At 70.0% G+C, this 22963-nt stretch carries 20 protein-coding genes; 7 read left to right on the forward strand and 13 right to left on the reverse strand.

The window, feature by feature from the left end; all coding sequences use genetic code 11:
- Positions 1–3 precede the first annotated feature (3 nt).
- Entirely contained in the window at positions 4–213 is a 210-nt protein-coding gene (locus ACFSVL_RS36440; RefSeq protein ID WP_009077103.1) for a CbtB domain-containing protein, read from the reverse strand.
- Between the two features lie 260 nt (positions 214–473).
- Positions 474–5546 (reverse strand): leucine-rich repeat domain-containing protein, encoded by a 5073-nt coding sequence (locus ACFSVL_RS36445; RefSeq protein WP_378311026.1) that lies wholly within the window; start codon positions 5544–5546, stop codon positions 474–476.
- Between the two features lie 115 nt (positions 5547–5661).
- Between ACFSVL_RS36445 and ACFSVL_RS36450 the strand changes: the two genes are divergently transcribed.
- Both ACFSVL_RS36450 and ACFSVL_RS36455 read left to right on the forward strand, forming a co-directional pair.
- On the forward strand, positions 5662–7290 hold the full coding sequence (locus ACFSVL_RS36450; protein ID WP_378311028.1) for a GMC family oxidoreductase: 1629 nt from the start codon (positions 5662–5664) through the stop codon (positions 7288–7290).
- Between the two features lie 16 nt (positions 7291–7306).
- Positions 7307–8881 (forward strand): succinic semialdehyde dehydrogenase, encoded by a 1575-nt coding sequence (locus ACFSVL_RS36455; RefSeq protein WP_378311031.1) that lies wholly within the window; start codon positions 7307–7309, stop codon positions 8879–8881.
- Here ACFSVL_RS36455 and ACFSVL_RS36460 read toward each other — a convergent pair.
- Positions 8868–9530 (reverse strand): TetR/AcrR family transcriptional regulator, encoded by a 663-nt coding sequence (locus ACFSVL_RS36460; RefSeq protein WP_378311033.1) that lies wholly within the window; start codon positions 9528–9530, stop codon positions 8868–8870. The two genes, ACFSVL_RS36455 and ACFSVL_RS36460, sit on opposite strands and share 14 nt — an antisense overlap.
- An 83-nt stretch (positions 9531–9613) precedes the next feature.
- Between ACFSVL_RS36460 and ACFSVL_RS36465 the strand changes: the two genes are divergently transcribed.
- Positions 9614–11110, forward strand: a complete 1497-nt coding sequence (locus ACFSVL_RS36465; protein ID WP_378311034.1) for an acyl-CoA synthetase — start codon at positions 9614–9616, stop codon at positions 11108–11110.
- Positions 11111–11369: 259 nt separating this feature from the next.
- Here the strand turns inward: ACFSVL_RS36465 and ACFSVL_RS36470 are convergent, their stop codons facing one another.
- A complete protein-coding gene (locus ACFSVL_RS36470; protein WP_378311036.1) occupies positions 11370–13154 on the reverse strand; it encodes a gamma-glutamyltransferase family protein in 1785 nt (594 codons plus the stop codon).
- 71 nt (positions 13155–13225) lie between these two features.
- Between ACFSVL_RS36470 and ACFSVL_RS36475 the strand changes: the two genes are divergently transcribed.
- Positions 13226–14119 carry a LysR family transcriptional regulator gene (locus ACFSVL_RS36475; RefSeq protein WP_378311038.1) on the forward strand — a complete coding sequence of 298 codons (894 nt, stop codon included), beginning with the start codon at positions 13226–13228 and terminating at the stop codon, positions 14117–14119.
- Here ACFSVL_RS36475 and ACFSVL_RS36480 read toward each other — a convergent pair.
- The 6 genes from ACFSVL_RS36480 to ACFSVL_RS36505 all read right to left on the reverse strand — a co-directional run bounded on the left by ACFSVL_RS36480 (position 14068) and on the right by ACFSVL_RS36505 (position 18379).
- Positions 14068–14499, reverse strand: a complete 432-nt coding sequence (locus tag ACFSVL_RS36480) for a lasso peptide biosynthesis B2 protein (RefSeq protein ID WP_378311040.1) — start codon at positions 14497–14499, stop codon at positions 14068–14070. The genes ACFSVL_RS36475 and ACFSVL_RS36480 overlap by 52 nt on opposite strands.
- A 40-nt stretch (positions 14500–14539) precedes the next feature.
- Complete coding sequence (locus tag ACFSVL_RS36485) at positions 14540–14746, reverse strand: hypothetical protein (protein WP_378311042.1); 207 nt, start codon at positions 14744–14746, stop codon at positions 14540–14542.
- Positions 14743–14994, reverse strand: coding sequence for a lasso peptide biosynthesis PqqD family chaperone (locus tag ACFSVL_RS36490; RefSeq protein ID WP_378311044.1), 252 nt, complete (start codon positions 14992–14994; stop codon positions 14743–14745). The genes ACFSVL_RS36485 and ACFSVL_RS36490 overlap by 4 nt, the downstream gene beginning before the upstream one ends.
- Positions 14978–16786 (reverse strand): asparagine synthase-related protein, encoded by a 1809-nt coding sequence (locus ACFSVL_RS36495; protein ID WP_378311046.1) that lies wholly within the window; start codon positions 16784–16786, stop codon positions 14978–14980. The genes ACFSVL_RS36490 and ACFSVL_RS36495 overlap by 17 nt, the downstream gene beginning before the upstream one ends.
- Before the next feature lie 21 nt (positions 16787–16807).
- Entirely contained in the window at positions 16808–16945 is a 138-nt protein-coding gene (locus tag ACFSVL_RS36500; RefSeq protein ID WP_378311048.1) for a lasso RiPP family leader peptide-containing protein, read from the reverse strand.
- Between the two features lie 162 nt (positions 16946–17107).
- Positions 17108–18379 (reverse strand): YbiU family protein, encoded by a 1272-nt coding sequence (locus ACFSVL_RS36505; protein WP_378311050.1) that lies wholly within the window; start codon positions 18377–18379, stop codon positions 17108–17110.
- Positions 18380–18480: 101 nt separating this feature from the next.
- Between ACFSVL_RS36505 and ACFSVL_RS36510 the strand changes: the two genes are divergently transcribed.
- Positions 18481–19566 carry an ROK family transcriptional regulator gene (locus ACFSVL_RS36510; RefSeq protein ID WP_378311051.1) on the forward strand — a complete coding sequence of 362 codons (1086 nt, stop codon included), beginning with the start codon at positions 18481–18483 and terminating at the stop codon, positions 19564–19566.
- Here ACFSVL_RS36510 and ACFSVL_RS36515 read toward each other — a convergent pair.
- Positions 19556–20290, reverse strand: coding sequence for a S1 family peptidase (locus ACFSVL_RS36515; protein WP_378311053.1), 735 nt, complete (start codon positions 20288–20290; stop codon positions 19556–19558). The genes ACFSVL_RS36510 and ACFSVL_RS36515 overlap by 11 nt on opposite strands.
- 124 nt (positions 20291–20414) lie before the next feature.
- Positions 20415–21467: a hypothetical protein gene (locus ACFSVL_RS36520; RefSeq protein WP_378311055.1), complete on the reverse strand. Its 1053-nt coding sequence runs from the start codon at positions 21465–21467 to the stop codon at positions 20415–20417.
- A 131-nt stretch (positions 21468–21598) separates the two neighbouring features.
- Here ACFSVL_RS36520 and ACFSVL_RS36525 point away from each other — a divergent pair, with 131 nt between their 5' ends.
- Together ACFSVL_RS36525 and ACFSVL_RS36530 are read left to right on the forward strand one after the other, a co-directional pair.
- Positions 21599–21916 carry an ArsR/SmtB family transcription factor gene (locus ACFSVL_RS36525; protein ID WP_378311057.1) on the forward strand — a complete coding sequence of 106 codons (318 nt, stop codon included), beginning with the start codon at positions 21599–21601 and terminating at the stop codon, positions 21914–21916.
- On the forward strand, positions 21913–22317 hold the full coding sequence (locus tag ACFSVL_RS36530; RefSeq protein ID WP_378311059.1) for an SRPBCC family protein: 405 nt from the start codon (positions 21913–21915) through the stop codon (positions 22315–22317). Before ACFSVL_RS36525 ends, ACFSVL_RS36530 begins: the two co-directional genes overlap by 4 nt.
- A 4-nt stretch (positions 22318–22321) precedes the next feature.
- Here ACFSVL_RS36530 and ACFSVL_RS36535 read toward each other — a convergent pair whose 3' ends face one another.
- Positions 22322–22963, reverse strand: coding sequence for a class I SAM-dependent methyltransferase (locus ACFSVL_RS36535; protein WP_378311061.1), 642 nt, complete (start codon positions 22961–22963; stop codon positions 22322–22324).

Consider the following 22963-nt stretch of genomic DNA (forward strand, 5'->3'; position numbering starts at 1 on the left):
GGGTCAGTGGCAGGGGAAGCCGAGGAAATGCCGCGCGTCGTGGACGAACTCGTGCACGTGCGTGTCGCTGCCGAAGATCGAGACCGCGCCCTGGTCGACGCCGATGAAGTAGTACAGCAGCAGCGCGCCGACGATCGTCGCGCCGAGCAGCAAAGCGGCTTTCGACACGGGAAGGACGACCGGGGTGGACCGGTCGGCCGGAATGGTGGCCATGGCTCTCCTTCGGGATGACGCGTCCCTTGCGGGTGGACCTGACGACGGCTCCTCGACCTGACTCGCCCGCTCCGTCCTGGATGGGGCACACAGTGGCGCGACCGTGCCGGAATCCCACCGGCTTCGGGAAGCCGTCGCGCGTGCAGCACGGTACGGCGGTGCCCGGCCGGCCGTCAATCTCCCGAGGGCCCGGGACGTCCGCTATCGCCCGGTTCGCGCAGCCGGTGTGCCCGGGGTCGCACCGAACGGAGCAAGGCCGCTCACGCCGGGTCGCGGTAGAAGGCCAGGTGCTCGGGGCACAGGTACAGGGTGAGGCCCTCCGGCGTGTCGTAGCGCGACAGGCCGCCCCACTCCTCGTCCGGATCGAGTTTGCCCAGCATCGCCTTCAGCGCGCGGAAGTCCGCGTCGGTCTTCGCGTGCGGCTCCGCGACGTCCTCCTCCGGCCGGTCCGTCCCGGGCAGCAGGCGCTCGCGGTGCAGTTCCTTCGGCAACTGCGCGGCCAGCTCCTTCATCAGGTCGCAGTCGGACTTCAGCTGGTCGTTCAGCACGCCCGCGGCCACCCCGAGCACCGGCCCGGCCAGCGGCGCGGCGTGTTTCAAGGCCCGGATGAGGTGCTCCAGGTACGGCCCGAGCCGGACGAACCAGTCCCGCGGCTGCGACACCGAGTACACGCCCTTGTCGCCGTCCAGCCGGTGCCAGGCGCCGGGTTCCTCGCAGTAGAGGTGGATCTCGTACGGCGAGCCGGTGATCCGCCGCCGCCCGGCCGGGACGACCGCGAACACGCTGGGGCAGCGCGCTTCCTGCTGGTGCTGCGCGAGCCGCTGCAGGCGCAGGAACATCCGCTGGTGGTAGTCGCTCTGCTCCTCCAGCCGCTCGCCGAACTGCTCGACGGTCCTGGTCAGCTGCTCCATCGACGCGCGGGTGGCGTCGCGTTCGGCCGGGGCGAGGCCGAACAGCAGTTCCGGCACCGACACCTGCTCGCCGGAGCGGTGGCATTCGATCTCGTGCCTCGGCGGCGTGCGCTCCAGCCGGGCGCGGAGGTTCTCGTAGTCGAACAGCTCCGGGCACTCCGGCTCGCACCGGCACGGCACGCAGCGCGTGATGTCCAGGCCGGGGAACCGTTCCAGGGTCAGGTTGAGCCCCTCGTCGAGCACCATGAAGAACCCGGCGGGCGAGGGCCCGCGCACGGTCAGCTCGACGGTGTTGTGCTGCCGGTCCGCGTTGACCAGCGCGAGGTGCCTGCCGTCGCGGTGCCCGAGCAGCGCGCCGGTGCGCCAGTGCACGTCGCGGCTGAACCGGTGCGACCGCGCGATGAACCAGGTCGGAATGCCCGGCGGCATGGTGTTGAGCTGGTAGATGACCTTGATCTGTCGCGCATTCTCCCGCGCGGCCGTCCATTGCTCCGCGTACTCCGGCGGATTCCACTGCAGCCGCTCGACGACCAGGCTCAGGTCTCCCCCGCCGCTCGACTCGACGCGGTAGGACAGGTCGTACTTGTCCATCATGCCGAGGAAATGGTCGCGGATCCCCTTGTCGAGGTCGTGCCACAGCGCGGTCAGGTGTTCCCGCGTGAGCAGCCCGTGCTTCGCGGCGACCTCGTCGCTGTCGAGCACGCGGCTGATGTAGTCGTTGACCCACGAGGGCCGCAGCACGACCGTTTCCTGCAGTTCGGGATCGTCCGGGTAGTAGAGGATGTCGCCGAGTTCGTGCAGCGCCCGCGCGATGAACCGGCTCGGCTCCGCGCCGGTGACGCCCGCGGCGTCGATGATCCGCCACATCCGGCTCACCGTGATGTGGTTCTCCGGCACCGCCCGCACCGCGTCCGCGGCGGTCAGCCAGGAGGTCGGCCACTCCGAACCCATGAGCGGCAGCTCCGCCGCGTGCCGCGCGAGAAGGTCGCGAAGATCGCCGACGCCGTCCCGCGTCGCGTTGTCCACGTGCACGCTCGCGACGATTCTCGGGTATTTCGACCGCAATTCCGCGAGCGGCAGGTCGACCGGCCGCCCGTGAATGTGCGTGGCGACGAGAACGATCGGCGACTCCGGCGCGCGGGCGGTGATGATGTCGAGCCAGTAGTGCAGTTTCCCCTGTTCCCAGCCGAGCCGCGAATTCCACAGCAGGACGAACAGGGAACGGTTGGTGAGGAAGAACTGATGGGTGGCGTGGTAGATCTGCTGGCCGCCGAAATCCCAGGTGCTGAGCCGCATCCGGATGTCCCGCCCGGGGTGGTCCAGCTGGAGGTCGCGGACGAGCATCCCGTGCGTGGACGGTTCGTCCGGATCGTGTTCTTCCTCCGCGAGGGCGCGGACGAGGGAGGTTTTCCCGACGCCGCCTTCGCCGACGACGAGGAGTTTGGAAACCCATTGCGCGGTGCTGCCGCGTTCCCGTTCGCGGAGGAATTCGAGGACGGATTCGGATCCGCTGGCGGTGATTTCGGGGGGCGGGCTGATGAAGGGGTTTCCGGAGACGGTGAGGGTGGTCAAGTTGGGCAGTTCGGCCAGGGCGGCGGGGAGGCTGCGGAGTCCGTTGCCGGAGAGGAGGAGGGTGTCGAGACGTTCCAGGCGCGGAAGGCTGTCCGGGAGGGCGGCGAGCAGGTTGTCTCGGACGTCCAGGCTGCGGAGCCCAGCGAGGTCGCCGAGGTCGGCTGGCAGCTCGGAGAGGAGGTTCTCGGCCAGGGACAGATTTTCCAGCGAGACGAGGCCGGCCAGGTCGTCCGGCAGGCCCAGCAGTTCGTTGACCATCAGGCTGAGGGTCTGGAGACCGCCGAGTCCGGCCAGGCTTTCCGGCACGTCCTCGATCTCGTTGCGATCCGCCCGCAGCTGGCGGAGTTTGGCCAGGTCGCCGATGTTCTCCGGTAGCGCGGTGAGCCGGTTCCCGTCCACGTACAGAGTGACCAGGCCGGTCAGCCCGGTCAGCCAGCCCGGCAGCTCGGCGATCTCGTTGTCGCTGAGCATGAGGAATTTCAGCCCGGTCAGCCGCCCGAGCGTTTCCGGCAGCCCGCTGAGCGTGCACCGGGCCAGGTACACCGTCTGCAGCCCGGTCAGCCCGCTGAAGTCGAAGGAGGTCAGGTCCAGCGGGTTCCCGTCCGCCGAGAGATGGCGCAGCTCGACGAGATCCGCCAGCCACCCGGGCAGCTCAGCCGTCCCGATGTCGTCGAATTCGAGCTTCTGGAGACCGGTCAGCTCGCCCACCACGTCCGGTAGGCGGTTCAGCGGATTCGTGCTGATCCACAGATCGGTCAGCGACCGGCACGAGCCCAGCCAGTGCGGCAGGTCGGCCAGCTGGTTGTTCCGCACGGAAAGCGACACCAGACGTTTCAGCCCAGCCAGCTCGGCGGGAAGGACCGCCAGCCGGTTGTTGTCCAAGCGCACGTCGGTCAAGCTCGCGAGTTCGGTGAACCAGGCCGGGAGTTCGGCGATCCGGTTGTCGCTCACGTCGAGCCCGTCGAGGTGACGCAGGCCGCGCAGGCTGTCCGGCACTGTGTCGAGGTCGCTGCGGGACAGGTCCAGCGCCGTCAGCGCAGTGAACTCGCCCAGCCATTCAGGCACCCCGCTGAGCCGGTTGTCCCCCAGCGACAGCTCGCGGAGGTCAGTGCACTGGCGAACCCAGGCCGGCACCTCCACGATCCTGTTGCCGCGCAACGAAAGCACGCGCAGTCGGACGAGCGGGGCAGGCAGCTCGGTGAGCTGGTTGTGGTCCATTTGCAGCTCGGCCAGCCCGGTCAGGCTGCCGAACGAACCGGGCAGCTCCGCCAGCCGATTCGACGACATCTGGAGGACTTGCAGCGACGTCAGCTCCCCGAACCACTCAGGCAGCGCTTCCAGCCCGCAATTGCCGATGCTCAGCTCAGTCAGCTCGGTCCGGCGCAGCCACGACGGCAGCTCGGCCAACGGCAACGAGTCGAGGTACAGCGTCGTGAGCTGGGCCAGGTCCCCCAGCCAGTCCGGAAGTTCGGCGAGCTGAGTGTGGTCGAGCCGGAGCTGCACCAGGTTCTCCAGCCGGGCCAACCAGTCCGGCAGCTCGCGCAGCGGATTGTCGTTGAGCCACAGGATGTCGAGCCCGGTCAGCCTGCTCAGCCACTCCGGCAGCCCGGCCAGGCCGCATCCGTCGATGCCGAGCGTGGTCAGGCCGGTCAGCTCGCCGAGCCACCCGGGAAGCCCGCGCAGCACGTTGCCGCCCAGGTGCAAGCGGCAGAGACCGCGCAGGCACCGCAGCGAATCCGGCAGCTCGGCCAGCCGGTTGTCGTTGAGCCACAAGGCTTCCAGCTCAGTCAGCTCGCCGAGCCATTCCGGGATCTCGGTCAGCTCGTTCCGGTCGGCGTAGAGCAGGATCAGCCCGGTGCAGCCGCGGACCCACGCGGGGATCTCGGCCAGGCCGCAGTCGCTGAGCGTCAGCGTCGTCAGACTGGTCAGGTCCGCCAGCTGCGCGGGAAGCTCCCGGAGCGGGTTCGACTCGAGACCCAGTCTGCGGAGCCCGGACGGCAGCCGCGGCAGCGTGCGCAGCCGGTTCCGCGCGACGTCCAGCATCCGCAGGTTTTCCCGGGTGCCGATCCAGTCCGGCAGTGCGGTCAGCCGGTTGCCGTCCAGGTCGATTTCGGCCAGGCGATCCAGCCCGGCGAGCCATTCCGGGACCTCGGTCAGGTGCAGGCGGGCGAGGCTGAGTTCGGTCAGCCCGGCCAGTTCGCCCAGCCAGGACGGCACCTGAGCCAGCGGATTGTCGTCGAGGTACAGCTCGGCCAGCGGCAGGCCCCGCAGCCAGTGCGGCAGCTCGGTCAGCAGGTTGCCGTGCAGGTACAGCTTCGCCAGCCCGGAGATCTCGCCGAGCCAGTCCGGGAGGGCTTCGAGCCGGTTGCCGTCCAGGTCGAGCCGGACCAGCTTCGGCAGGCCGCGCACCCATTCCGGGACCGCCGTCAGCCCGCAGGAGCCGAGGTCGAGGGCTTCCAGGCCGGTCATCCCGCCGATCCACTCCGGCGGCGCCGCCAGCCGGTTCACCGAGACGCACAGCTCCGTCAGTTCCAGCCCGGCCAGCGTGCGAGGGAGTTCGGCGAGCCGGTTCCGGTCGACCTCCAGGCTCCGGAGCGCGGTCATCTCCCCGATCCGCGCCGGCAGCCGGACGAGCCGGTTGCGCCGGGCGTTCACCGCCCGCAGCGGCAGGTCCGCGAGCCATTCCGGCAGCTCCCGCAGGAAGTTGTCCTCCAGCACCAGCTTCTCGAGACCGCCGAGCTCCGCCACCCGCGCCGGGACCTCGGCCAGGTGCAGGCCCCGCAGATCGAGCGTCGTCTCCCCGGCGGCGAGCGCGGCGTCGATGCGGCGGTTCGCTTCCTCGGTCCCCATGGGGGCAAGTCAATCAGGTTCGCGCGCGAAGCGTTGCGCGTCCGGCGGGAAAGCTATACCGTGCCTGAACTAGAACAGGTTATAGTTTCGGCGGGGCGCGGGACGAGGAGCGGACATGGCAGCCAGGGTGGCCCGGAGCAACGAAGCCGACTACGTGGTCGTCGGGTCGGGCAGCTCGGGGGCTGCCGTCGCCGGACGGCTCGCGGAGTCCGGGGCCAGCGTGATCGTGCTCGAAGCGGGCAAGAGCGACGAGCAGCTGCTGCTGCGCAAGCCGGGGCTGGTGGCCCCGCTGCACGCGGTCCCCCAGCTGAAGAAGATGAGCGACTGGGGCTTCTACTCGGTACCGCAGAAACATGTTCTCGATCGGCGCATGCCGGTGCCGCGCGGCAAGGTGCTCGGCGGCTCCAGTTCGGTCAACGGGATGGTCTACGTCCGCGGCAACCGGGCGAATTTCGACTCCTGGGCGGCCGAGGGCAACACCGGCTGGGACGCCGACGGCGTCAACGCCGCGTACAAGCGCATGGAGGACTTCGAGGACGGCGAGAACGCCTTCCGCGGCGCGGGCGGGCCGATCAAGATCACCCGCAACAAGATCCCGCAGGAAGGCACGCTGCAGTTCCTCGACGCGACGGCCGACGCGATCGGCTGCGACATCATCGACGACTACAACGGCGAGTCGCAGGAAGGCGTCAGCCGGATGCAGCAGAACGCCGCCGACGGCCTGCGCTACAGCGCCTCGCGCGGCTACCTGCACCACCTCGCGCCGCGGACGCTTGAGATTCAGTCACGCGTGTTCGTACGGAAAGTGTTAATCGAGAACGGCCGCGCGACCGGCGTCGAGGTGACCGATGCGAACGGGAAACACCGCACGATCCGAGCGGGCAAGGAGGTCATCCTCGCCGCCGGGTTCGTCGGGTCGCCGCAACTGCTGATGCTGTCCGGGATCGGGCACGCCGAGCATCTCAAGGAGCACGGCATCGACGTGCTCGCCGATCTGCCGGTCGGCGACAACCTGCACGACCACATGTTCCACGCGCTGACGTTCCAGGCGTCGTCGTGCAAGAACAAGGGCACCGCGCCGTATTTCGCCCGCGGGATGGCCCGCGAGCTGCTCAAGCCGGGCTCGACGTTCCTGGCGAACTCGGTGTTCGAGGCGCTCGCGTTCCTCAAGACGTCGCAAGCCACGACGGTGCCGGACCTGCAGCTGCACCTGCTGCCGTGGGCGTACGTGTCGCCGAACCAGGACGCCCCGGTCCGGCATCCGGTCGACAAGCGGCCGGCGCTGACCGTCCTCACCACGCTGATCTACCCGAAAAGCCGCGGCACGATCCGGCTCTCCTCGGCCGATCCGGCCGCGACGCCGCTCATCGACCCGCAGTACCTCTCCGACCCGGCCGACCTCGAAGTGCTCGGCGAGGGTTCCGAGATGGTGCGCGAGATCTTCGCCTCCAAGGCGTTCAAGGGCTCGATCAACGAGGAGATCCACCCCGGCACGCAGCTGCGCGGCCAGGAACTGCGCGACGCCATCCTCAACCGCGCGACCTCGGTGTACCACGGCGTCGGCACCTGCCGGATGGGCGTGGACGACCTGGCCGTCGTCGGGCCGGACCTGAAGGTCCGCGGCGTCGAGGGACTGCGGGTCTGCGACGCCTCGATCATGCCGTCGATCACCGGCGGCAACACCAACGCACCCTGCATCATGATCGGCGAAATGGGCGCGCAGCTGGTTCTTTCCGGCAACTGACGAGGAGCGGAAGACCATGACCCTCACCCCGGTCCGGCCCACCCGCCCGGCCTCGGCGACCGACGACTTCCTCCGCGGGCTCGTCGCGCGCGTGCCGGGCTCGGGCGGCGCGGTGTGGCCGCTCGCCGAGGTCTACACCGGCGACGTCCTGGTGGACCTGCCGCAGTCGACGCCCGACGACATCGAGCAGGCGTTCGCCACCGCGCGGGCGGCACAGGCGAAATGGGCCACGACGCCGGTCAAACAACGGCTCGCGGTGTTCCGGCGCGCGCATTCGCTCTTCATCGACCGCGCGCGCACGATCGCCGACCTGATCCAGGTCGAAAGCGGCAAGAACCGGCGGATGGCGATCGAGGAAACGTGCGATCCGCCGATGATCATGAGCCACTATCTCCGCCGGGCCCCCAAACTGCTCGCCCCGACCCGGCGCGGCGGACCCGTTCCGGTGGTGTCGTCGTCGACCGAAATCCGGGTACCCAAGGGCGTGGTCGGCATCATCGCGCCGTGGAATTTCCCTTTCGCCACCGGCATTTCCGACGCGATCCCGGCACTGATGGCCGGGAACGCCGTCGTATTGAAGCCAGACAACAAAACCGCTTTGTCGCCGCTTTACGGCGTGCAGCTGCTCGAAGAAGCCGGGCTGCCGAAGGGTCTGTTCCAGGTCGTGTGCGGCGAAGGCCCCGACGTCGGCCCGACGCTCATCGACCAGGCGAATTACGTGATGTTCACCGGTTCCACCGCCACCGGCAGGGTGATCGGCGAGCAAGCGGGCCGGAACCTCATCGGCTGCTGTCTAGAACTCGGCGGCAAGAACCCGATGATCGTGCTGCCGGACGCCGATTTCGCCGACGCCGTGCCAGGCGCGGTATTCGGCGCGTTCGGCAACACCGGGCAGATCTGCATGCACATCGAGCGGATCTACCTCCCGGAGTCGCGTTACGAGGAGTTCAAGGAAGCCTTCATGGCCAAGGCTTCCTCGCTCGACGTGCGGGCCGCGTACGATTTCGGCCCGGAAATGGGTTCGCTGGTTTCGGTGGACCACATGAACCGGGTCAAGTCCCATGTGGACGACGCGGTAGCCAAGGGAGCCACCGTATTGTGCGGCGGCCGCCCCCGGCCGGACCTCGGCCCGGCGTTCTTCGAGCCGACCATTCTGGAAGGCGTCACGAAGGAAATGCTGTGCGGAGTCACCGAAACGTTCGGCCCGGTGGTGGCCTTGCACCGGTACCGGACGGTGGACGAGGCCGTCGAACTGGCGAACGACACCGAGTACGGACTGAACGCTTCGGTGTGGGGCAAGGACCTCCGCGCGGCTTCCGCGGTGGCGGCTCGGCTGGAGACGGGCAACGTCAACGTGAACGACAGCCTGGCGACCGCTTATGCCGCCAAAGGAACGCCTTCCGGCGGGGTGAAGACGTCCGGAGTCGGCGCCCGGCACGGGGATCAGGGGCTGTTGAAGTACACCGACGTGCAGAACCTGGCAGTGCTGAAGAAGCCGGTGATGAGCCCGCGGCCGGGGCAGAAGTACGAGAAGTACGTGGAAGGAATGCTGTCCGGGCTGAAGATGATGCGGCGGCTCAGGATCCGGTAACGTCCGCAATGGACTGACGCACCGCCCGGACCACCTTTCCGTCCACATCGGTCAGTCTGCTGAGCCGGGTGCGGCGCGTCAGCAGTCCACTCAGGACTAAATCAACCAGCTGCGCGCCCACCTGCTCCGCCGACACCGGGCCCGCCGGGTCGAACCACGTCCACGCCCACTGCGCAGACCCGAAGATCAGCAGGCTCTGCACCTCCACGTCGCACGCCCGGAACTCCCCCGACGCGACCCCCGCGGACAGCACCCCGCGCACCAGGTCGAGGTACTCCGCGCGCATCCGGCGTCCCTCGGCCATCGCCTCGTGGTCGGCGAGCCGGACGACCTCGCGCTGGAACGCGACGGTCGCCTCGCGGTCCACCACCTGGTACAGCACGAACGCGTACAGCAGCCCGGCCATCTGCCGCGTCGGCGTCGCGAGGCGGTCGCGGATCAGCGCGGCCTCGGCGAGCCTGCGGCGCATGTACGACTCGTGCAGCGCGGCGAGCAGCCGGTCCTTCGTGCCGAAGTGGTGCACGATAGTGCCCTTCGACAGGCCCAGCTCGCCGGCGATGTCGGAGAAGTTCGTGGCGTCGTAGCCGCGGTCGGCGACATAGCGGGTGAACGTCGCCAGGATGTCCCCGGCGCGACCGGTGCGTGCCATCGGGCCACTGTAGCCGAGGTTTGACCACTGACCGTCCGTACGGTTACCTTCGTCGTGGTCCCCGCGGACGAAGGAGTCTCGGCATGGCATCGACCTTGGCGCAGTGGATTGCCCGGCGCAGCGCGGTCACCCCCGAGTCGGTGGCGCTCGTGGCCGCCGAGACCGGCGAACGGATCACGTACGCCGACCTCGAACAGCGGGTCGCGCGGCGGGCGGCGGCGTTGCGTGAACTGGGCGTGCGCAAGGGCGACCGGGTGGCCTTGCTGGCGCTGAATTCCACCGGATACCTCGAAACGCTCTTCGCCGTCGCCTGGCTCGGCGCGATCACGCTGCCGGTCAATTTCCGGCTCGCGGCGGCGGAAATCCAGTACCTTTTCGACGACGCCCGTCCCGTGGTCGTGGTGCACGACGACACCTTCGCCGCGCTCGCCCGGGAAGCCGCCGGCGACCGAACACTGGTCAACCACAGCGAACTCTTCGGAGAGGACCGCGTCGAACTCGAACCGACCGGGGCGGACGAGGTCGCGGTGCTGATGTACACCTCCGGCACCACCGGCCGTCCCAAGGGAGCCATGCTCACCCACGCCAATCTGGAGGCGAACGCGATCAACGTGCTCACCTCCGGGGAAGGCGTGCTCCCCTCCGATATCACGCTGACCGTCGCGCCGCTTTTCCACATCGGCGGGCTGGCGCTGTTCACGCTTCCCCTGCTGTATGCGGGCGGCACGGTGGTAGTAGCGGGCAAGTTCGATCCACAAGAGACTCTTTCGCTGATCCAGCGGGAGAAGGTCACCGTGCACTTCATGGTGCCCGCGATGTGGGCGGCGATGACGCAGGTCCCGGACTTCGATTCCTACGACCTGTCCCGGCTTCGCTACCTCCTGTGCGGCGGCGCGCCGTGCCCGCTGCCGGTGATCGAGTTCTACGAGGGCAAGGGACTGACCTTTGTGGAGGGTTTCGGGATGACCGAACTCTCCCCCGCCGCGCTGGTGCTGGAATCGGCCTTCGTCCGCTCGCACGCCGGGTCCGTCGGACGGCCGTTCCTGCACGTCGAAGCACGGATCGTGGACGAACGCGACGACGACGTCCCCACCGGGACGGTCGGCGAACTGGTGCTGCGCGGCCCGAACGTCTTCGCCGGGTACTGGGGCCTGCCGGAAGCGAGCGCCGAAACAATGCGCGGCGGGTGGTTCCACTCCGGCGACCTCGCCCGCTGCGACGCCGACGGCTTCGTCACTTTGGTCGACCGCAAGAAGGACATGATCATTTCCGGCGGCGAGAACGTTTACCCCATCGAGGTCGAGCAGGTGCTGCACCGGCATCCGGACATCGCCGACGTCGCGGTGATCGGCGCGCCGGACCCGCAATGGGGCGAAACCGTGCTCGCGGTGGTCGTGCCGGCCGCCGACTCGCTCGACGGGGACGCGGTGATCGCCTACTGCCGCGAACGGATCGCCGCGTTCAAATGCCCCCGCCGGGTCGAGGTGGTCGCCGAGCTTCCCCGCAACGCGACAGGGAAACTGCTCAAGCGCGAGCTTCGGGCCCGCTACACCGGTTCCGCGGATTCCGTCGCCCGGTGACAGCTCCGTGAAGGTTCCCCGCACGGATTCGCCGACGCGGAGAGGGCCTCAGGCTCGGGATCCTTGGCCACCGCGCACAACCGCACCTCCGACCACGCCGCGATCACCCCGCGATCACCCCGTCACGCAGCTCACCGCCCAGCGGAATACCTTTGCGCGCCAGGTAGATTCGCAGTCTTGGAGGAGACCCCGGGCTCAGGATCCTTGGCCACCGCGCACAACCGCCTTCCCCGCACAGCGATCACCCCCGCCACACGATTCACCGCCCAGCGGCATACCCCTGCGCACCACGCGGATTCGCCGCCGCCGACAGCACCCCGGTCTCCGGATCCTTCGCCACCGCGCACAACCGCCCCTCCGACCACGGTTCGCCGACCGTCACGTCGTGGCCCCGGCTTTCCAGCGCGGCGATGACGTCCGCGCCGATCCGCGATTCCACCGTCACGCTGCCCGCCGCCATGCCGCGCGGGTAGAACGAGCCGGGGAAGCTGCCGGTGTGCCAGTTCGGCGCGTCGATCGCGCCCTGCAGATCGAGCCCGCCACGGACCTTTTCGCGCAACGCCACCGCGAGGAAGAAGTGAAAACTCCACTGGTCCTGCTGGTCGCCGCCGGGCGTGCCGAACGCCATCACCGGCACGCCGTCGCGCAAGGCGAGCGAGGGCGTGAGCGTGGTGCGCGGCCGCTTGCCCGGCGCGAGCGAGTTGGGCAGGCCCGGGTCGAGCCACGCCATCTGCAGCCGGGTGCCCAGCGGGAAACCCAGCTCCGGCACCACCGGATTCGACTGCAGCCAGCCGCCGCTCGGCGTCGCGGCGATCATGTTGCCCCAGCGGTCGACCACGTCCAGGTGGCAGGTGTCGCCCCGGGTCACGCCGTCCTTCGCGACGGTCGGCTCCCCCGCCCCGACCGCGGACGCGGTGACCCCGCCGTCCGCGACGTACCGCGCGTGCCGACTCAGCTTCGGCGTACGGCCTTCCGGACTGCCCGGCCGCAGATCGAAAGACGCGCGTTCGCCGATCAGCTGGCGGCGAATGTCGTTGTATTCACGGGAAAGCAGCGCCTCGATGGACAATTCCGCACTGTCGCCGTACCAGGCTTCACGGTCGGCCATCGCGAGCTTCGTGCCCTCGATGAGCTGGTGGTAGTAGTCCGGCGTCGCGTAGTCCAGTTCGTCCGGCAGGAGCGCGAGCTGCTGCAGGAAGATCGGGCCTTGGCTCCACAGCCCGGGTTTCGCGACGGTCCAGCCGTTCCAGGTGTGGGTGGCCGGGTCCTCGTAGGTCGGGCGGAACGCGGCGAGGTCGTCGGCGGTCAGGGTGCCGGCGTGCCGTTCGCCGGACGAGTCCATGGCCGGTTTCGCGGCGAACGCGGCGAGTGCTTCCGCGACGAACCCTTCCCGCCACGCCTTCCGCGCCGCCTCGATCTGTGCTTCCCGATCGCTCCCGGCCGCCTCCGCCTCTGTGATCAGGCGACGCCACGTCTCGGCGAGAGTGGGATTTTTTAACAACGCACCAGGCTTCGGCGCGACCCCGCCGGGCAGATACACCTCAGCCGAAGTGGTCCACTCGTTCTCGAACAGCTCCCGGACGGTCTCCACCGTCGAGCCGACGCGCTCCACCGCCGGATGGCCGTCCGCCGCGTAGTGAATCGCGTATTTGAGAACCTCGCGCAACGACTTCGTGCCGTGATCGTGCAACAGCAACAGCCACGCTTCGACCGCACCGGGCACTGCTGCGGCCAGCGGACCGGTGCCCGGGACGAGGTCCAGCCCGAGCGACGTGTAGTGGTCGATCGTCGCCCCGGCCGGCGCGGGCCCCTGCCCGCACAGCACCTTCGGCGCGCCGCCCGCCGGAGCGAGGATCATCGGCACCTCGCCGCCGGGGCCGTTGAGATGCGGCTCGACGACGTGCAGCACGAACGCGCCCGCGACCGCGGCGTCGTAGGCGTTGCCGCCGTCCTCGAGAACCGCCATCGCGGCCGCCGAAGCGAGCCAGTGGGTGGACGACACCATGCCGAAGGTGCCCTGCAACGTCGGGCGCGTCTGGACCATGGCCTTATCGTCGCGCGCGGGCTGGCGGTACGTCAAAGACATCTGAGGCACCAGTCCGATAGCGTATCGCTATGGAACGCCGCCAGCTGGAGTACTTCGTCGCGATCGCCGAGCACGGCGGGTTCACCCATGCGGCGCGGGCGTTGCGGGTGGCACAGCCGTCGTTGTCGCGAGCGATTGCGAAACTTGAACAGGACTTGGGCGTCGAGTTGTTTCATCGTGTCGGGCGCAACGCGGTGCTGTCGAACGCCGGGGAACTGCTCGCCGGACGCGCCCGCCTGGTGCTGCGCGACCTCGACGCCCTGCGCGCCGCCGCGCGGATGGCGGGCGACGGACCGGCCGGGCGGATCGACGTCGCGGCCACGTCGTCGTCCGCGCTGGAGCCGGTGATCAGCATCATCGCCGAGATGCGCACGCGGTATCCGGGCGTTCTGGTGAGCACGTCGGCGGCGCTGTCGGCGGCCGAGGTGGTCGCGATGGTGGTGCAGGGCCGGTGCGAGGCCGGGGTGTGCGGGAGCGCCGAACGCCCGGTCGGGCCGGGGCTGATCGCGCATCACCTGCGGGATGAGGAATTTTTGCTGGTCGCCCCGCCGGGCACTGTGATCGGTTCACACGGCGTGGTCGAGCGGGCCGAACTCAGCGGCATGCAGTTCGTGGTCACCAGCTCGGCGACCGCGGTCCGCGGCTTCTTCGACCGGCTCGCGGCGAGCGTGCCCGGCCTGTCGATCGCGGCCGAGGTGGGCGACCGCAGCGTGGTGCTTCCGATGGTGCTGCGCGGCATCGGCGCGAGCCTGATGCCGGACGGCTGGGCGGACCTGGCCCGCCGGGCCGGCGCCGAGGTGCTCCGGTTCTCGCCGCCGGAGAAACTCCCGCAGTGGCTGGTGTACCGGTCGGGACCGATTACCGCGGCGACTCAGGCGTTCCTGGACATCACCCGCGGCGGGACCGACAGCAGCGGCGAGTAGTGGCCGTCCGGATACGGCTCCCCCACCGCGCGGCCGTCGGCCTCGATCCACGCGTGCGCGGCGAACGGGCTCGTCCGCACCCCCGTGCACCACGTCGGCCAGGACCCACGGAACCGGCACAGGAGCGCGGCGGCGATCGAACGTTGAAGACAGCCTTGCCCGGCACAGCGGAGGCTGACCGACACGACGTCCGTCCGGGCTGCCAGCGCTTCGTGCACCGTGGCCAGCCGCGCGCCGCCGCGGGCGAACTCCAGGACGCGGCGCAGCCTGGCCGGCCGCAGCCGGGCAAGCGGACGGGCCAGCGCGACGGCGAGCAACGGCAACGGACGGCGATGCAGCGGCAGGCGGGAACGCGCGGCGAGCGCGACCGGGGCGGTCATGCCGTCACCGACCCGGCAGGGTGCACCAGGGCCAGCGCGATCATGCCGCCGCCAACCCAACGGACTGCAGCTGGTGCAGCACCGCAGCCGCATCCTTCCGCACCGCCAACCCCACCACCGCCGCTTCCAGCCCGGCGGACTCCAGCTGCCCCAGCACCACAGCCCCGCCCCTCCCCGCAGCCAACCCCACCACCGCCATCACCACCCCAGCGGAGTGCACCTGGGCCAGTGCAATCGGCGCAGTCATGCCATCACCAACCCAGCCGACTCCAGCTGATCCACCACCGCGGCCACGTCCTCCCGCGTCACCGCCGCGTCAACCCCGTGCAGCGAAGCCAGCTCCGCCGCGATCCCCTCCGGCTCCCCGCCGTCCAGAAGCCCGCGCAGCACCGTGCTTCCGGTGGCGTTGAGCTGCCAGTACCGCCCGGTCGTCAGGTGCAGCAGGACGGTGCCGTCCGGGGTGTCGGCGGTGGTCACGTCAGGGTGCAAGCGCATCGAGCCTCCTCGGGGCCGGGCGGTCGGCGGCGCGAAGCCACATCTCGCATCCGATGAGCGGTTCCAGTGCGGCGACCACGCGGTAGTCCCGCTGCGGCGCGAGCACGGCGGCCCGCAGCCGGTCCGGGTCGAGCAGTCCGCGCGCGGCCAGTGCGGAATCCTCGAACAGGCGCAGGATCGCCGCCTGATTGCGGCGCAGCCCGTCGCGGAGGTCCGCGCCGAACTCGCCCTTCGTGGCCCGGCCGAGCACGACGTCCGGCACGATTCCCCGCATCGCCTCGGCCAGCAGCGGTTTGTAGCGGGCCGGGTCGGCGTGCTCGTGCCGCCGGACGCGCAGGACGGCTTCCACCACCCGGTCGTCGAAGAACGGCAAGCGCAGCTGGACCCCGGCGTCGGCGAAAAGTCCGGCGGTCAAACGGTATTGGGCGGCAGCCGATCGCAGGACGAGCATCGCTTGGTGTTCGCCCGGGTCGCGGCCGAGGGGCCGGGCTTGGTCTGCCGTGCGGTGCAAGGCTTTCCGGGCCAGGTGCAAGGCGTCGCCGGTGAGCCACGGCTGGGCCCGCAGCGGCTCGACACCCCAGCCCAGCACCGGACGGCGTGCCGAGCCGACCGGATCGGCCAGGTGCGAGGCCTGCTCCCGCCACCAGCCAGCGACCGTGCCCGGCCGGAGCAGTCCCGCCGCCGTCCCGAACAACGGCCAGCGCCGAAGCGCCGCGTGCGCACGGACGTGCCGTAGCGCGGTAACCGGCCGACGCCGCAGCAGCTGGTGCAAATATCCGGGCAGCGGACTGAACAACTCGTCCCCGCCGTGCCCGGCGAAATGCGTTTCGGACCCGTGCGCGGCGACGGTTTCGGCACTGTAGCGGATCCGGGCCGCGGACCGGGTGAACGCGTACGGTTCGTCGGCGTCCATCGGCCGGTCCGGACCGGCGAAGACGGCGGGAAGCTCGTGCTGCGGGATGATCACGTGTTCGGCCCGGTCCAACGCGGCGATGGACCGGGCGGCGAACTCCGCGTCGTCGTTGCCTGCCTCCGCCTCGGCCCAGCGCAAGGTCAGCAACTCCGGATTCTCCCGCGCGGCGAGGAAGCACAGCGAGGTCGAATCCATGCCACCGGACAGATCGGCCGACCCGCGTCCTAAGTGGACCGAATCGGCAAGAGCTGCCCGCACCCCTTCGGCACCACGGGTCAGCGACTCGCGAGCAGCCGGCGGCCGCCACCACGGCTTCTCCCGCGCCCGGCCGTCCGTCCACACCAGACAGTCACCGGGCGGAACCGCGGAAACCTTGGCGTACAACGGCCGTTCGTTCAACGGCGGCGGAAGCTGCAGCCCGCACGCCATCCGCGCGGCGAGCGTTTCTTCGTCCACTGAGGACTCGGCCAGCCCGGCAAGCAGATCGGCCCGGTCCGCGGCGACCGGCACCCCGCCGGCCCGGCAGTGGAACACCCGCCGCAATCCGGTCGCGGTGCCCTGGATCCGCACCGCACCGTCCACAGTGGCCACCAGATGGAACGCGCCGGACAGCGCGGCCGCGACCCGGTCGACGTCGGCCAGCGACGACACCCTGGCCGCGAGTTCGCCGAGCCGGACGGCGGCGACCGGGGAATCCCCGATCACCGCCAGCCGCACCGGCCCGGCTGTCCCCACCGCCACCTCGGCGCGACGCCACCGGCCGACAAGCCACGGCCGCCCGGACGCGTGCGCGTGCACCTGGACGCCCGCCCAGGCGCGTCCCAGCATCCCCGCCGCGGCGGGAAGATCGGGCAGCACCAAGAATCCCGGCCTGCTCATCGGCGGCAGTCCCGTCCCGCCTCAGGAGGCGAAGAAGCCCATCGTGTCCGACAGGCGGCCGCCGAAGCCGAGGGTGTCGTCACTGAACTCGCCGACCTCGACCAGCGCGGGCGGCGTGTACTCGGGCAGTTCGCGAACCTGCTCGTCCTGAACGTCCATGATGCCTCCGATCGTCGACTCCGGCGGCCGCTGCGACCGCCGTCCCCGACATTGGCACGCCCCGCCCGGCCACAGCAGGAGAGAGTTCCCGTGCGTACCAACAGTTTTACCTGGCAGTACCGGACCCGCCCGTACCGCTGCCCCGAATGGACTAGACCACTTTCATCCGATGCCGAGCCCGCGTCGCCCGGTCGCGTTGAGCCGTTCGGGGGCGAACCGGTCCGGCCACGAACGCTCGTAATGCTCGGCCGGGAAGTCCGACGGGCTGGACCCGGACTCGAACGCTTCCCGCACCGAACCGGCGTACGCCTCGTTCCGCGCGCACCACGGCGCGGCCGGGATGTACATCACGTTGCCCCAGCCCTGCTGATTCTTCACCGGGGCGACGCTGTGGATGAGATCGCAGTGCCACCACACGGAATCGCCGGCCCGCACATCCGGAATGGCGACGGAAGCCCGCAGCAGCAAGGAATGCCACTGCTCGCTGACCGCGTAGACCTTGCCCACCTTGACGCCGCACATGTCGTCCTCGGGCACGTCGGCCAGCAACGGCCGCAGCATCAGGTAGCCCATCGCCTCCGGAATCGGCACCGCGTGCAGCACGCCCTGGTCGCGATCCATGTCGGACAGCGCGGTCCAGCCCTGGAAAGTGCGGAACACCGAGCACATCGTCGAGCCCTCGAACTGCGGCCCGGCCGTGCGGTGCGCGGCGTCCCACGGGTCGTAGGACTCGACGGTGCCGTCGAACAGATGCCGGAACGCCCGCTGGTACTCCCCGGTCATCCAGAGGTCCAGCGTGCCCGGGTCGAGATGGCTGCCGAGGCCGCCGGAATCCGCGCCCGGCGGACGGCGGCGGATGCGGTCCGGGTACAGCGAATCGCGGCCGGGATCGAACCACCGCACGCCCTCGGACTCGGACTCCCACCGCTCGTTGAGAAACTTTTGCACGCGCGCCATCCGGTCGCTTTGCCGCGCCTCCATCTGCGCCGCCGACCAGTAGATCGGGTAAATCCCGGCCCGGGAAACGAGGCTGCCGAAGAAATTGTCGCCCGGCCCGCGATACTGCTCGAGGAACCGGTTCCCCTCGACGTAGCTGACGATCCCCGCGTCCCAGTCCAGCGCCTGCTCGCGCGGGAAATGCCCGCGCACCACCAGGCAACCGCGCCGCCGGATCCGGGCCAGGTCTTCGCCGGAGACGTTGCCCGCCTCGATGTCGGCGTAGTCCAGCTCCGGCCAGATCGCCTCGCCGCGCGCTTTCGCCGCCTCGATCTCCTCGACCGCGGCGGCGACGCGGGCCTCGATCACCGCGAAAACCTCTTCCACGGTGCGCCCGGACGCCTCGATCCGCGCCCGCAGCGCGGCTTTGATCTCGCGAACGGCCGCCGGAACGTCGTCCGGCGTCGTCTCCCAGTGCGGCAACGGGGGCAGCTGCATGGCGCTCGCTCCATTCAGGAAGGACTCCTTACTGAACCGACGGTAGGGCGCCCGCGCGGATTCAGGCAACACTCCTGACCAAATCGGCTACACTCCCGCCGGTGACCCCGGCCAAGCCCTCCCTCGACCTGCTCCGGTCGCTGACCGACGAGCACGTCCTTCGAGCGCTGCTGGCCGAACGGCAGCTCACGCGCGCGCAAATCGCCGCCCGCACTGGCATTTCCAAGCCCGCGGTCGGCGACAGCGTCGCCCGGCTGGCCGAGTCCGGGCTCCTGCGCGACACCGGCGAACGCACCACCGGCCGCGGCCGCGTCGGCACCTACTACGCGCTGGCCGACGACCTCGGCACGGCGCTGGTCGTCAGCATCGCCCACGACGGCGCGGTCGCCGAGGCCGTCGACGTCTACGGCGAGGTGCTCGCCCGGCACGTCGAAGACCTCGGCCGCCCGGTGCGTCCGCGAAAGGTCGCGAACGCCCTGCGCAAGGCCGCGACGCGAGTAGGCGAAGCCGGGCCGCTCCGGCTCGCGGTCGTCAGCGCGGCCGATCCGGTCGACCGCGCCACCGGGAAACTGGTCCACCTGCCCGATTCCCCGTTCCTGCTCGGAGAACTCTCCCCCGCCGACGTCCTCGCGCCGCTCGTCGCGGGACCAGTCACCGTGGACAACGACGTCAACTGGGCCGCCCGCACCGAACAGGCCGCCGAAGATTTCGCTTACCTCTTCCTCGGCGAAGGACTCGGCTGTGCGGTGGTCGCGGACGGCGAAGTGCGGCGCGGGCACGCCGGTTTCGCCGGGGAAATCGCGCACGTCCTCACCCGCGGCGCGGACGGGCGGGCGACCGCCTTCATCGACGTCTTCGCGGATCTCGGCGTCCGCCAACCGGATTCGACCGCGATCGACGTCGCCGCCCTGCTGACCGCGATCAAATCCGACGACGTCCTCGACACTCTCGCCGAGGCAGTCTGCGGCGTCCTGCTCGCGCTGGTGACCGTGGCCGACCCGGAACTCGTCGTACTGGGCGGCCCGTGGGGTTCCGAACCCGCCGTGCTGGACGCGGTGTCCGGCCGCTTCGCGCGGCTGCCGCGCAACGTCCCGCTCCGCGCCCCGCACGCCACCGGCTCCCCCGCCCTGGCCGGCGCGCGCGACGCGGCGGTGCGGTCCCTCCGGAACGCCGTCCTCAGCCCTTGATGGTCTGCTTGATCCAGTCCAGCTGACCGAACACGTCGCCATCGGCCGCGACGCTGCTGCGGTCGGATTTGCTGGTGACGCCGACGAGAACGTCCCGGTCAGCGGTCGACATGACCGGCCCGCCGGAATCGCCGCCCGCGGTGACGCCGGTCGTGGTCAGCGCGCAGAAATCGGTGCCGCCCGAGACGGTCATGCCTTCGCAGCGCTGATCATCGGGGGCGATGACCTTGGCGTCCACCTGCTTGAGCACGTCGGACTGGCAGCTGTTCTCGTCGCCCGTGCAGGTCGCGCCCCAGCCCAGCTGGCGGACCGTCTCCCCCGGGCGCACCGGCCCCGCGCTCGGCAGCTTCGCCGGGGTGATGTCCATCGGGGCGACCTTGATCAGCATGATGTCGGCCAGCGTGTGGTTGTTGCGGCTGCCCGGCACCGGCCGGACGACGGTGCCGAGCCGCTGGTCGAGATTGCCGACGCGGAACTCGATCCGGGAGTCGGCGATGGGCTCGGCGGCCTCGGCGAAGCAGTGGTCGGCGCTGATGATCCACTCACGGCTGATCGCGGTGCCGGTGCATTCGGGCTTCCCGTCGACCAGCATCCGCACCGCCCACGGACCGTAGCCGCTGACCGAACCGCCGATCACCGCCGAAGCCGGGGACGCCAGGGTGACCGCGGCCAGTGCGGCGACCGGAGTCAGGACCGCCAGCCGGCGGAGTGAGCGGAGCACCATGGTCGAGACATCCCTTCGGCAGCCTGGCGGTGACAACATCAAGACGCGCCGGCTGGCGAGGGGTTGCGCCTCGTGAGTGGCGATGCCGGTTAGAACCGGGATTGCCACTCACGAGGCACCGCGCTCAGGACTTGTCCGCCGCCTGCGCGACAAAGATCCCCGTCTCCAGGAACGCCCGCCAGTCGGCAGGCGACTGGCTGTCCATCGCCCGGCGGGCCGCCGCCTGCACCTGGCTGCCCGGCTTGGCCCGCGTCCAGATCTCCCGGACCAGCGGGCCCTCCTCCAGATACCGCGCATACCCGGCCGCGACCCCGACTACGGCCGCGGCTCGCACCTTGATCGTGTCCACCTTGTCCTTGGCCGCAGCCGCGAAAATGCCGGTGTCGATGAACGCCCGCCACTGCTCCGGAGTCCGGCTGGTGAAGGCCTGGTGCCACACCTCTGAATCCTCCGGCGCGAGGTTGCGATACCAGATGTCCTGCACGAAGTACTCGTCCGTCAGCTGTGCGGCCAGCGCCGGGTCCATGCCCACGACCGCAGCGGCCTTCACCCGGGCGTCGCGGAGTTTCTTCTCCGCGGCTTCCTTCTCGGCCGCCTCCTTCGCCGCATCCACGTCGCGCTGGTGTTCGGCGAAGATGCCGTGCAGGATGAATTCCTTCTGCGCCTCCGGAGTTCCGTTGTAGGCGGCGACCGCGGCGGACTTCACGAACGAACCGCTGGCTGCGTGTTCCCACAGCGAGAAGACGAAGTTCTTGTCGTCCTTGGCCAGCAGGACGTTGGTCAGCTCGAAACCGAGCAGCTCGGCGGCGGGCTGCCGCTCCGTGCGCCGGACCTGGTACAGCGCCTCTCGGTCCAGATCCCGTTGGTGCGCCTCGTAAATCCAGGTGCTGAGGAAGAGCGACGTCGATCCCTTGGAGTAGGCGTAGTACGCCTCCCACTGGACTTCCTGCGCGACGTCGCCCTGCCGTTTCGCGGCCAGGTAGATCTGGTAGACGAAGTCGGTTTCGCTGAGCCGCAGCAGTTCCGGAGTGATGGCGAGCCCGACGACGGCGGCGGCGTTGGTGCGCACCTCCCCCGGCGTCTGCGTCACGACGGCGGCCGCCGGAGCCGCGATCGCCTCCGCCGGAGCGAGGGCCCCGGTCGCCACGGCGAGGACGGCAGCCAAGGAGAGGGTCAACTTCCGAACTCTGGAATTCCCCATACGTGTCATAGTGTCCGGATATCCGGCGCGGCTCGGCGAACGTTACCGATCCTGTCCGGAGGTCCCGCTGGTTGACATGTCGGAAACTTCCGACGTAACGTAGCGTCATGCCCGACGACGTCTTCCTCGCGCTCGCCAGCCCCGTCCGGCGGCGCCTGCTGGAGATCCTGGCGGACGGCCCGCGCACGGCGGGCGACCTCGCGGCACGGTTCGAGCTGAGCCGTCCGGCGGTGGCCGAGCACCTCAAGGTGCTGCGGGACGCCGCCCTCGTCCGCGACGAACCGGTTGGGCGGCAACGCTTTTACCACCTGGAGAGCGACCCGCTGGAGCAGGTCGGCGAATGGCTGCACCCGTTCGAACGATTCTGGCGCGGCCGGCTACGCGACATGGCCGACCTGCTGGAAAACGAGGAGGAAACCCCATGACCTACGCCCGGACCGGCAGCATCTCGGTCGACCAGTTCATCGCCGCAGCACCGGAAAAAGTCTGGCGCGCGCTCACCGACCCCGAGCTGCACGCGAAGTGGTGGGCCCCCGGCGACATCGGCCCGGACGTCGGCCACGAGTTCCATCTGGAGATGCCGGGCTTCGGCTCGATCCCTTGCCGGGTAACGGAATCCGAGCCGCCGTCCCGGTTCGTCTACACTTTCAACGGCGACTGGACCCTCACCTGGACGCTCGTCGCCGAAGGCCAGGGCACCCGGCTGCTGCTGAACCACTCCGGCTTCGACCTCGACGACAAACGCCAGGCCGACGCGTGCGAGCGGATGGGCCCCGGCTGGCGGGACGGCGTGCTGCCGCGGCTGGCGAAGCTGGACTTCAGCTGACCCGTCACGCTGGACGTCGGGCGTAGACCACCGCTTGCGGCACCTCGCTGTCCAGCTCCTCCACCCATTCCGCCTCGACCGCGAAACCGGCCTCGCGCAACCACTCCGACACCCGCGCGGGCCGGCGGCGGTAGACGTGCACCCGCATCGGATGCCCGCCGTAACCCTGTGTCTTCCACCGGGCCACGTCGCCGACGTGGAACCCGATCGCGACCGGTGCCCCGGCCCGCAGCACCCGATGGAACTCCGCGAGCGCAACGGGCACCGCCTCGTCCGGGACGTGGATCAGCGACCACCACGACAGCAACCCGGCCACCGACGCGTCCGGCAGCGGAAGCGCGGTCATCGAGCCGACCGCGAACCGCACCCCCGGATAGTCCCGCCGCGCCACCTCCACCATCCCCGGCGAGAGGTCGAGGCCGAACGCGTCGAGGCCAAGGCCGTTCAGGTGCGCGGTGACATGCCCGGTGCCGCAGCCGACGTCGGCCACCGGGCCGTTCCCGTGCACCAGCGACGCGAACAGCCCCAACGTCTTGCGCAGCGAAGCGCTTTCGGCGATCGAATCGCGCAATCGGTCGGCGTAGCTGACGGCGACGGTGTCGTACGAAGTTCGGGTGTCAGTCAGCCAGGTCCGCACCGCGGCCAC

The sequence above is a fragment of the Amycolatopsis silviterrae genome (genome assembly GCF_042684085.1).
GTDB lineage: Bacteria > Actinomycetota > Actinomycetes > Mycobacteriales > Pseudonocardiaceae > Amycolatopsis > Amycolatopsis silviterrae.